The following is a 10,782-nucleotide window of genomic DNA, read 5'->3' as shown; positions in this document are numbered from 1 at the left end:
GATTGGGAGCGATGGGATGCAAACGATGTCGGCCTTGTCGCGATGCCATGCTTTCATATCGGCGGCACCGGATATGGCCTCACCGTGATGACCAACGGCGCGACCGGCGTCATCACCCGCGAGTTCGACCCCGGCGGGGTCCTCGACCTGATCGAGGTCCATGGCATTTCCAAAATCTTCATGGTGCCGGCGGCGATGCAGATCATCGTCAATCAGCCCGGCGCGCGCGAAGTCGATTTTTCGCGGCTGCGTCACATCGCCTATGGCGCTTCGCCGATCCCGCTCGACCTGCTGCGTCAGTGCATCGACATCTTTCAATGCGGCTTTGTCCAGATGTACGGAATGACCGAAACATCGGGCACCATCGCGGCGCTGCCGCCCGAGGACCATGACCCTGCGGGCAACGAGCGCATGCGTTCGGTCGGCAAGCCCCTGCGCGGGGTCGAGATGCGGGTAATCGATGGCGACAGCAATGTCCTGCCTCCACGAGCGATCGGCGAGATCGCGATCCGCGCCCAGGCGAATATGCGCGAATATTGGGATCGTCCCGAGGCGACGGCCGAGACGATTGACGGCGACGGCTGGCTGCGCACCGGCGACGCGGGCTACACCGACGAGGACGGTTATTTCTACCTCCACGACCGGGTGAAGGACATTATCATCTCGGGCGGCGAGAATGTCTATCCGGCCGAGGTCGAGAATGCGATCTATGGCCACCCCGCGGTCGCCGATGTCGCGGTTGTCGGCGTCCCCGACGCGAAATGGGGTGAGGCGATCAAAGCCTGCGTCGTCCTGAAAGACGGTCAGCGCGTCGATGCCGCCGATATCATCACTTGGGCACGCGAGCGGATCGCAGGGTATAAATGCCCCAAGTCGGTTGATTTCATCCCCGCGCTGCCGCGCAACCCGTCGGGCAAAATTCTCCGCCGCGAACTGCGCGCGCCCTATTGGGAAGGGCGCGAACGGCAGATCGGCTAGCCGTTCTGCAACTTCGCCATCGCCGCGCCCACCGACGCGGCGATATCCCCCTCCTGCGGATTGCCGCGCAGCGCAAGGCCGCCGTTCGGCCGCAAATTCTCTCCCGTCACAAACGCTTCATCGCTCGCCAGCCACAGGCACGCATTGGCGACATCCTGCGCAGTGTTCAGCCGCCCGAGCGGGTATCGCGGCAGGAAGGCGTCGACGAGGCCGGGGGTTGCAAAGGCGCCCTGCGTCATCGGCGATTCGGTGAAGGCCGGCGACACGATATTGGCGCGGATGCCCGCTGCGCCAAAGTCATTGGCGACGCAGCGGATCAGCGCCTCTGACCCCGTCTTGGTGCCGATGTAAGCAGCATGGTTGCTAATCGGCGAACGCGTCGTTGCCGATGATATCTGGATGATCGAGCCACCCGTCGGATCGTTCGTCAGCATCGCCCCGACGAACGCTTGCAGGAAATGATGCACACCAGTGAACTGCAATGCGACGATCGCTGCCAGCTCCTCTTCGGTTACGTCGAGCAAAGGTTTAAGCAGGCCCCAGCCGCTGGCGTTCATCGCGATATCGACGCCGCCCATTTTTGCCTTCGCCGCGTCAGGGAGCGCAAAGACCGATTCCTTGTCGGTGATATCGCACAGCATCGCATGCCCGCCGATCTCGCTCGCGAACGCATCGAGTGGCTCCTGCTTGCGCCCCGCGACCATCACCGTCGCACCTTCGCGTGCGAACAACCGCGCGGTGATCTGCGCCATATTGCCCTCGGACGCCGCGCCGATGATGACCGCGCGCTTGCCAGCCAGCCTGCCCATATGCCTCTCCTGTCTCTGATTCAAAGTTTCAACAATTGCTTGCCGCGGTTCTGGCCGCTGAACAGGCGTTTCAACGTCGTCGGGGCATTTTCAAACCCCTGCTGCATATCTTCGCGATACGTCAGGCGCCCATCGTGGACGAAGCCTTCGAGACGTTTGCGGATCGCCGGAAATTCGGCCGCCCAGTCGAGCACGATGAACCCCGCCATCGTCCCGCGCCGGAAGACAAGATTAAAGTAATTCTGCGGCCCTGCGGGCAGCGACCCAGTCTCGTAACGGCTGATCCCGCCGCAGATCGCGACCCGCGCGCCCGTCGATATCTCGCCGAGCATGTCGTTTAGAATCGAGCCGCCGACATTGTCGAAAATGACATCGACCCCGCCGGGGCAATGCTCCTTGATCTGTCCGCGAACATCGCCCGCCTTGTAATCGATCGCGGCGTCATAACCCGCTTCCTCGACGAGCCAGCGGCACTTGTCCTCGCCGCCGGCGATACCAACCACGCGGCAACCCGCGATCTTGGCCAGCTGCCCAACGACCGACCCCGTGGCGCCGGCTGCGCCCGACACCAGCACCGTTTCGCCTGCGACCGGCCGCCCGACCTTGAACAGTCCGCAATAGGCGGTCACGCCCGTGGTTCCCAACACCGACAACATCGCGGTCGGCGGCAGGGCCGTTTCGATCTTCACCAGCCCTTCGCCGTTCGAGAGGTGCCATTCAGTCCAGCCGGTCGAACCCGTCACGACATCGCCCACCGCAAAACCGGGGTGGTTGCTTTCGATAACTTCGCTGATGCCGCTGCCGCGCATCACATCACCGATTGCCATCGGCGCGACATAGTCGGCGATATTTTCCATCCAGCCCTTTTGCGCCGGATCGAAGCCGAGATAGAGTGTCTTGAGCAGAATTTCGCCCCCGCCGGGCGTTCCGATTTCGGTTTCGACAAGCTCGAAATCGCCGTCCTCGATCCCGCGTCCACGCGGATGTCCGTTCAGCAGCCATTGGCGCGCGGTCGGCATCGATCTTCTCCCCGTTTGGTTTCGCCAAGAATTGCGCCTCCGGTCGCAAAGCAGCCACCGCTAAAATTGACAGTCGCGCATGGAGAGCAGGCGACTAGGCTGTCATCAGGGAGAGATAAGATGCCTGAGGTACGCCGCAGTTTCTGCCGCTTCTGCCACGCCAATTGCGCCATGCTCATCACCATAGACAACGGACGCGTCACGAAGGTGTCGGGCGACCCCGACGACCCGGTGTTCGGCGGCTACACCTGTATCAAGGGCCGCCAATTGCCCGAGGCGCATCACGGGCCCCAGCGACTGACGGTGTCGCAGACACGCGTCGATGACGCGTTTCAGGATATCGCGATGGAAACCGCGCTCGACGAGATCGGCGCCAAGCTGTCCGCCATCATCACCGAACACGGCCCGCACGCGGTCGCTGTCTATGGCGGCACCTACGCGTTCCAGAACAGCGCCGGGGTCGGCAGCGCGATGGCTTTCGCGCAGGGCCTCGGCACCCGCAACATCTACACCTCTGTCACACTCGATCAGCCCGCCAAGGTCTATACAACCATGCGATACGGCAGCTGGATGGGTGGGATGCATACGTTCGCCGACGCCGATGTGGCCTTCTTCATCGGCAACAATCCGATCGTCTCGCACTACGGCCCGCCGGGCGGTCTGCCGCCCTTCTCGCCATCCCGCCGCCTGCGCGACGCGCTGGAGCAAGGGCTCAAGCTGATTGTCGCCGATCCGCGAGAAAGCGACGTCGCGGCGCTCGCGCATATCCATCTGCCGGTGCGCCCGGGCGAAGACCCAGCGATGCTCGCCGGGATCATCCACGTCATCCTGGCCGAAGGGCTGTATGACAAAGCCTTCGTCCAGCAATATGTCGATGGCCTCGACGAACTCCAGCGCGCCGTTGCCGATTTCACACCCGCCGTTGCGGCTGCGCGCGCAGGGGTCGACGAAAGTCAACTCGTCGCGGCCGCGCGGATGTTCGCGGGCGGCACCAAAGGTGTCGTCTCGACCGGCACCGGCCCTGAAATGGCGGGTCAGGGCACACTCACCCAATATCTCGTATCGTCGCTCAACATCATCTGCGGACGCTTTTGCCGCGAGGGCGAGAAAAGTTCGATCCCGCGCGTCTTCACTGCGGCCACCCCGCGCCGGGCGCAGGTCGCGCCGCCGATGACCCCCTACGGCGACGGGTTCCCTGCTTCGCGCATCCGCGGGCTGACGCATCTCGGCATGGAAATGCCATGCAACGTTCTCGCCGATGAAATGCTCACCCCAGGCGAGGGGCAGGTGCGCGCGCTGATCTCGATCGGCGGCAACCCCGTGGTCGCCTTCCCCGATCAGGACAAGATGACGCGCGCGATCGATGGTCTCGAACTGCTCGTCAGCATCGACGTCAATGCCGAGTCCGCGACCGCGAAGCGCTCCGACTATATCCTCGCCCCCACCATGTGCCTCGAGCGCGAGGACATCAGCAACCTGTCCGAATGGTGGTACGAGATCCCCTACGCCCGCTACACCGAGGCAATGATAGGCGCTCCGGGCGATCTGATCGAGGAGTGGGAAATGCTGTGGGGGCTCGCCCACCGCATCGGCATCGACATTCCGCTTCCGGGCGGCCCCTGCCCGATGGACGAAAAGCCCAGCAAACAGACGTTCCTCGACCTGATGACCGCAGGCTGCGTCGTTATGCCAGGCAAAGTTCGCGCCGACACGATCGATGGCCGCGCCGTCATTTATCCCGACCTGCATCCGATCGTCGAAGCCGGCGACCCCGATGCGCACGGCCGCTTCGACCTTTGCGCGGGATCGATGCCCGACCAGTTGATCGCTTATGCCACCGACAACCGGCCGACACCCGATTTTCCCTATCGCATGGTGTCGCGCCGCAGCCGACATCGGTTTAATTCGACCGGGCAGAATCTGACCGCGCTGACCGCCAAGCGCACGACCAATCCCGCCTTCCTGCACCCCGACGACATGGCGCGCATCCCGTGCGCCGAGGGTGACATCGTCCGCATCCGGTCGGCGGCGGGCGAGGTTGTTGCCGAGGCGCGCGCCGCAAAGGGGATGCGTCCCGGCGTCGTGTCGATGACGCATGCGTTCGGTGGTCCCGATGTCGGGGCCAACGAAGTGCGTGAACGCGGCGCCTCCACGAACCGCCTTGTCAGCGAAACCGTTCGCTATGATCCGATCACCGGCCAGTCGCTGCAAAGCGCGATCCCGGTCTCCATCGTACCCGCTTGAGGAGTTTTCATGCCCGATAACCGCCGTTTCCTGTTGATACGCCGCCCCGATGGCGAACCCGTGCGCGAGGATTTCCAGCTGGTCATCGAGCCGCTGCCCGAGCTCGCCGATGGCCAGTTTCTGATCCGCAATCATTATGCTTCGCTTGATCCCGCGATCCGCGGATGGATGGACGATGCGCCGAGCTATATGCCGCCGATCCCGCTCGGCGATCCGGTGCGGGCGACGACGGTCGGCGTGGTCGAAGCGAGCAAAGCCGACGGCTTCGAACCCGGCCAGTGGGTGCTCGGCCTCAACGGCATCGAGGAATATTCGGTCGGCACGGTCGGCGGCTTCACCCAGGTGATCGATGCGGGGCTGGTGCCTTCGGTCACCAACTATCTGTCGATCCTCGGCGCGGTCGGGATGACGGCCTATTTCGGATATATCGAAGTGTGCGAGCCCAAGCCGGGCGATGTCGTACTCGTCACCGGCGCTGCGGGCGCGGTCGGTTCGCTGGTCGGGCAGATCGCGAAAATCAAAGGCGCGAGCAAGGTCATCGGCATCGTCGGCGGTGCAGAGAAATGCGCGCGGCTGGTCGAGCGTTACGGTTTCGACGCGGCGATCGACTATCGCGGCAAGGATGTGGACACCCTGACCGACGCGATCCGCGCCGAAGCCCCCGATGGCGTCGACATCATCTTTGAAAATGTCGGCGGCGACATCCTCGACGCGGGGCTGATGAACCTGCGCCACGGTGCACGCATCGGGCTGTGCGGGCTGATCAGCGAATATAACAGCGTCGAAAAGGTTGGCGCGCGCAATATCTGGCAACTCATCGTCCACCGCGCCTCGATCCGCGGACTGCTCGTCGCCGACTATATCCCCCGCTTCGCCGAGGGCGCCGCCGAGATGGCCGCGTGGCTGCAGCAGGGCAAGCTCATCGCCGACGAGCATGTCGACGCGGGGATCGAGAATAGTTTTAGCGCCTTTATGCGGCTCTTCGCGGGCAGCAATCGGGGCAAGATGATCCTGAAGATCGCATGACGAAGGACCGGCGCCTTCTCGTCCTGTCGGGCGGCCACCCCTATGAGGCCAAGCCCTTCGCCGATTTGCTCGCGAGCTTCGATGGCTGGGCCGTCACGCACCTGATCCATCCCGAAGCCGAGGCAGCAGTTGCCGCGGGCGCGGCGGACGACGCCGACGCCATCCTCTTCTATGATATGCCCGGCTATCACTTCGGCGACGGCATGATGACGTCGCGGCCGCCATCATGGACATATCGCCGCGCGATCACCGACTATTTCGCGCGCGGTGGCGGCGCGGTGGCGATGCACCACGCAATCGCCGGCTGGGCCGAGTGGCCCGAATGGGCCGATATGCTCGGCGGACGCTTTCTCTACCGGCCCGGCACCGCGAACGGCGAAGCGCATCTCGACTCGGGCTATCGTCACGAGGTGCAATATGATGCGGTCGTGCTCGATCCCGGGCATCCGGTGACGGCGGGCCTGCCGCCGCGCTTTCCGCTCTGCGACGAGCTGTATCTGGCGCCCGTCTGGGTTGCCGTGACGCCGCTACTCCGCGCCGATCACGCCTTCGTCCGCGACAATTTCTACTCGGCGACGCAGGCGGTTGCGGGCCGGATGTTCAGCAACACCGGCTGGGACCATCGCCCCGAAAGCGACGTCATCGCGTGGGAAAAGCCCGTCGGCAACGGCCGCCTCGTCTATCTCCAGCCGGGCGACGGCCCTGCCGCCTATGCCGACCCGAACCTTCGCCGGTTCCTCGCGAACGCGCTCGCCCATGTCGCCCCAAGCTTCGCGAGCGCCTAACGAAAATGTGCATCGCGCGGTTGGAGCGGCTGCATATAGTTGCGCGTATAACAAGAAGATTGAGGGAAGAGGCGCGTGAACGATATCGCCGCAAGCAGTTTTTTCGAGCCGCAGGTCATCGCGGACCCGTTCGATTATTATCGCGCATGGATGCCCAAAAGCCCGGTCGTCCAATTGTCGGAGAGCATGTTCCTCGTCCTGTCTTATGAGCATTGCGCGCAGGCGACCGGCGACGTCGAGACCTTCTCGAACAATTTTCAGGGGACGCTGTCGGGCGCGATGGCCGAGGACGGCGATGTTGCGGCGATCCTCGCCAAAGGGTGGCCGCAGGTCGACACGCTGCTGACCGCCGACCCGCCGACGCACACGCGCTTCCGCAAGCTCGTCAATCTCGCCTTCTCGATGAAGCGCGTCGCCGCGATCGAAGAGGATATGCGCGGCGTGGTTGTCGACCTGATCGAAACGATGGCCGAGAAGGACGATGTCGATTTCGTGAGCGATTTCGGCATTCCCCTGCCCGTCGCCATGATCGCGAGCCAGATCGGCATGGAAGGCGAACTCGATCGCGTGAAGCGCTGGTCCGACGCCTTCGTTGATCGCCTCGGACGGATGATCCCCAAGGAGCGAGAGCTCGAATGCGCGCGCGAGGTCGTCGAATTCCAGCATTATGTGAAAGCCAGGATCGACGAGCGCCGCGCCAGCCGCACCGACGACCTGCTCTCTGACCTCGTCCATGCAGAGGTCGATGGCGAACGGCCGCTCGAAGACGAAGAGATCCTGTCGATCATGCAGCAGTTGATGGTCGCGGGGAACGAGACGACGACCTCGGCGCTCGCCGGCGGGCTGCTCCAGCTCATCGAAAACCCCGACCAGATGGCGAAAGCGGTCGCGGCCGCCGACGAAGGCAACGACCGCGCTATCATCAATCTGGTCGAGGAAGTGCTGCGCACCGAAAGCCCCACCGCGGGCATGTGGCGCATGGTGCTGAAGGACGCCGAGCTTGGCGGGGTCAAAATCCCGAAGGGCGCGATGGTGCAGTTGCGCTACGCTGCGGCGAACCGCGACCCGGCCAAATATCCCGATCCCGACCGTTTCGACATGGAACGCGCCAATGCGCGCAGCCACCTCGCCTTCGGCAAAGGAATTCATATGTGCGTCGGCAACATGCTGAGCCGCAAGGAAATGGCGGTGGCCTATTCCGAACTGCTGACGCGTCTCGCCGATTTCCGCGTCTCCGAAGGTCATACGCCAAGCTGGCCACCGAACATGCTGCTGCGCGGACTTACCACTCTGCCGATCAGCTTCCGGCGGCGCGCATGAACTTCGACCTCGACGAAGGCCAGCAGCTGGCGCGCGACACGATCGGCCGTTTTCTCGGTCCCGTCGATATCGCCGCGCGCCATGCGATGCGGAGCACCGATGGCGGCTATTCGCGCGCGCGCTGGCAGGAGGTCGCCGACCTCGGCCTGCTCGCGCTCGCCGCGCCCGAGGCAATGGGCGGCATGGGCGGGACGATGGTCGACCTCGCGCTCGTCGCCGAGGCGCTCGGCAAGGGACTCGCGATCGACCCCTGGATCGAGAATGGCGTGCTGCCGATCCGGCTGGCCGCGGCGGCTGACGATGGCGCGCTGGTCGAGGAGATGCTGGCGGGAACGCGATTCGTCGCAGTTGCCTTCGCCGAGCCTGGCCATCGATACGAAGCGGACCCCGTCGCCACAAGAGTCGAGGGGAACCAGATTACCGGCGCCAAGACATTCATCCCTGGCGCGCGGCTCGCCGATATGTTTCTGGTGACGGCGTCTGGCAATCGGCTCGCAAAGGTTGCCCGCGATGCCACGGGCGTCGTGCAGCAGGACTATCCTGTCATCGACGGATCGAACGCCGCGACGCTCGATCTACATGGCGTCCCTGTCGAACCGCTCGATCTGCCCAAAGTGAAGTTCCAGCGCGTGATCGGCGATGTCCGCCTGCTAGCCGCTGCCGAGATGCTGGGCCTTGCCCAAAGCATGTTCGACGACACCCTCGCCTATGTCGGCGAACGCCAGCAGTTCGGCGCCGCAATCGGCAGCTTCCAGGCGCTCCAGCACCGGCTCGTCGAATGCTATGCCGCGCTGGAACAGGCACGATCGATGGTGCTGCGCACCGCGATGCTCGATCCGACCACGGACGACGCCAAATGGCCGCGGATCACCGCGGGCGCCAAGGCCTATGTCGGCGAGGCCGCAACGCGCATCGGGCTGGAAGCCGTGCAGATGCATGGCGGCATGGGCCAGACCGACGAACTCGCGATCGGACATGCGCTGAAGCGCGTGATGCTGCTCGACAAATTTTTCGGCGATCAGGCGCATTGCCTGCGCAGCTATGCGAGGGCAGCATGACCAACGTTTCCACGCTCACCCCGATCGCTGGCGGCTTATGGACCGACGGCGCAGATCCCCAGCTTATCGGCGCGCGACGGGCGACGGGCGAAATTGTTTTTCCTGTTCCCGACGGCGACGCGGCCGCGCTGGTCGAGCCGGTGGCATTATCGCGGCGCGGCACGCTGTGGTCGTGGACGACACAGAGTTTCGAGCCGAAATGGCCCTACGCCGGCCCGCAGCCCTTCGCTCCCTATCTGATCGGCTATGTCGAACTGCCAGGCGAGGTGATCGTCGAAACGCGGATCGTCGACGCCGAGCCCGCCGATCTCCGGATCGGCATGCCGATGATATTCGCGATCATTCCCTTCGATGCGGAACGGTCGACCTATGCTTTTCGCCCGGAGCGCGCCCAATGAACGACGACGTCTATATCATCGGGGCGGGCATCCATCCTTTCGGCCGCACCGACGGCCGGTCGGGCCGCGATCAAGGCGTTTTCGCCGTGCGCGAAGCCCTCGCCGACGCCCGGCTGGAGTGGCCCGATGTCGAATTCGCCTATGGCGGCTCGGCGGCGGCGGGTTCGGCCGACATCATGGTCAACGAACTCGGGCTGACCAGCGTGCCGTTCATCAATGTTGCGAACGGCTGCGCCACGGGAGGCAGCGCGCTGACTGCCGCGCGCAACGCCATCGCGGCGGGCGCATGCGATGTCGCGCTGGCAGTCGGGTTCGACAAGCATCCGCGCGGCGCCTTTAACGCCAAGCCGTCCGATTATGGCCTGCCCGAATGGTATGGCGAGACGGGGATGATGCTGACGACGCAATTCTTCGCGCTGAAGATCCAGCGCTATATGGCGCTCTACGGCATCAGTCGCCGCACACTCGGGCTCGTCGCCGAAAAGGCGTTTCGCAACGGCACGCTGTGCGATCATGCATGGCGGCGCTCGCCGGTCGATCTCGACACGATCCTGAACGCGCCGATCGTCAACGATCCGCTGACCAAATATATGTTCTGCTCACCCGCCGAGGGCGCCGTTGCACTGGTGCTGGCGAGCGCAAAAAAAGTGCGCGAACTTGGGTCCGACGCGGTCCGCATCGCCAGCGTCGCCTTCCGCACCCGCCCCGAAGGCTCGTTCGAAGTGTTTGCCCCGTCGGTGGCGGTGGGTGGCGGCGGCAAACCGACCGAGGTCGCGAGCCGCGCCGCTTTCGAAATGGCCGGTATCGGCCCGACCGACGTGTCGGTCGCGCAATTGCAGGATACTGAATCCGGCGCCGAGATCATGCATATGGCCGAAAACGGCTTCTGCGCGGACGGCGAACAGGAACAATGGCTCGCCGAGGGATGGAGCGAGATTGGCGGTAAAATGCCGATCAACACCGACGGCGGCTGCCTTGCCTGCGGCGAACCCATCGGCGCCTCGGGCCTGCGGCAAGTCTATGAAAATACGGTGCAACTGCGCGGCCGCGGCGGCGAGCGGCAGGTGCCGAACGGCCCCAAGGTCGGTTACAGCCATGTCTATGGCGCGCCCGGCCTGTCGGCCGTGGCGATCCTCGAACGCTAG

10 protein-coding genes are annotated in these 10,782 nt (G+C 64.3%); 8 read left to right on the top strand and 2 right to left on the bottom strand.

The window, feature by feature from the left end:
• A partial coding sequence (locus ACREBX_RS20405) for an AMP-binding protein (protein WP_431563565.1) occupies window positions 1–978 on the top strand: 978 nt, incomplete at its 5' end.
• Here the strand turns inward: ACREBX_RS20405 and ACREBX_RS20400 are convergent.
• Window positions 975–1,787, bottom strand: coding sequence for an SDR family NAD(P)-dependent oxidoreductase (locus tag ACREBX_RS20400; RefSeq protein ID WP_431563564.1), 813 nt, complete (start codon window positions 1,785–1,787; stop codon window positions 975–977). The two genes, ACREBX_RS20405 and ACREBX_RS20400, sit on opposite strands and share 4 nt — an antisense overlap.
• Before the next feature lie 20 nt (window positions 1,788–1,807).
• A complete protein-coding gene (locus ACREBX_RS20395; protein ID WP_431563563.1) occupies window positions 1,808–2,806 on the bottom strand; it encodes an NADP-dependent oxidoreductase in 999 nt (332 codons plus the stop codon).
• A gap of 120 nt (window positions 2,807–2,926) precedes the next feature.
• On the opposite strand from ACREBX_RS20395, the gene ACREBX_RS20390 reads away from it, so the two are divergent.
• From ACREBX_RS20390 to ACREBX_RS20360, 7 genes are all read left to right on the top strand, one after another.
• Window positions 2,927–5,050 carry a molybdopterin-containing oxidoreductase family protein gene (locus ACREBX_RS20390; RefSeq protein ID WP_431563562.1) on the top strand — a complete coding sequence of 708 codons (2,124 nt, stop codon included), beginning with the start codon at window positions 2,927–2,929 and terminating at the stop codon, window positions 5,048–5,050.
• 9 nt (window positions 5,051–5,059) lie between these two features.
• Window positions 5,060–6,076 carry an NADP-dependent oxidoreductase gene (locus ACREBX_RS20385; protein ID WP_431563561.1) on the top strand — a complete coding sequence of 339 codons (1,017 nt, stop codon included), beginning with the start codon at window positions 5,060–5,062 and terminating at the stop codon, window positions 6,074–6,076.
• Complete coding sequence (locus ACREBX_RS20380; RefSeq protein ID WP_431563560.1) at window positions 6,073–6,861, top strand: ThuA domain-containing protein; 789 nt, start codon at window positions 6,073–6,075, stop codon at window positions 6,859–6,861. The genes ACREBX_RS20385 and ACREBX_RS20380 overlap by 4 nt, the downstream gene beginning before the upstream one ends.
• Window positions 6,862–6,936: 75 nt before the next feature.
• Window positions 6,937–8,181, top strand: coding sequence for a cytochrome P450 (locus tag ACREBX_RS20375; protein ID WP_431563559.1), 1,245 nt, complete (start codon window positions 6,937–6,939; stop codon window positions 8,179–8,181).
• Window positions 8,178–9,239 (top strand): acyl-CoA dehydrogenase family protein, encoded by a 1,062-nt coding sequence (locus ACREBX_RS20370; protein WP_431563558.1) that lies wholly within the window; start codon window positions 8,178–8,180, stop codon window positions 9,237–9,239. The genes ACREBX_RS20375 and ACREBX_RS20370 overlap by 4 nt, the downstream gene beginning before the upstream one ends.
• Complete coding sequence (locus tag ACREBX_RS20365) at window positions 9,236–9,637, top strand: Zn-ribbon domain-containing OB-fold protein (RefSeq protein WP_431563557.1); 402 nt, start codon at window positions 9,236–9,238, stop codon at window positions 9,635–9,637. Before ACREBX_RS20370 ends, ACREBX_RS20365 begins: the two co-directional genes overlap by 4 nt.
• Complete coding sequence (locus ACREBX_RS20360; protein WP_431563556.1) at window positions 9,634–10,782, top strand: thiolase family protein; 1,149 nt, start codon at window positions 9,634–9,636, stop codon at window positions 10,780–10,782. Before ACREBX_RS20365 ends, ACREBX_RS20360 begins: the two co-directional genes overlap by 4 nt.

The sequence above is a fragment of the Sphingopyxis sp. genome, assembly GCF_050725655.1.
Taxonomy (GTDB): Bacteria; Pseudomonadota; Alphaproteobacteria; order Sphingomonadales; family Sphingomonadaceae; genus Sphingopyxis.
The sequence above is the reverse complement of the archived record's forward strand: the minus strand, read 5'-3'. Positions and strand labels throughout refer to the sequence as shown.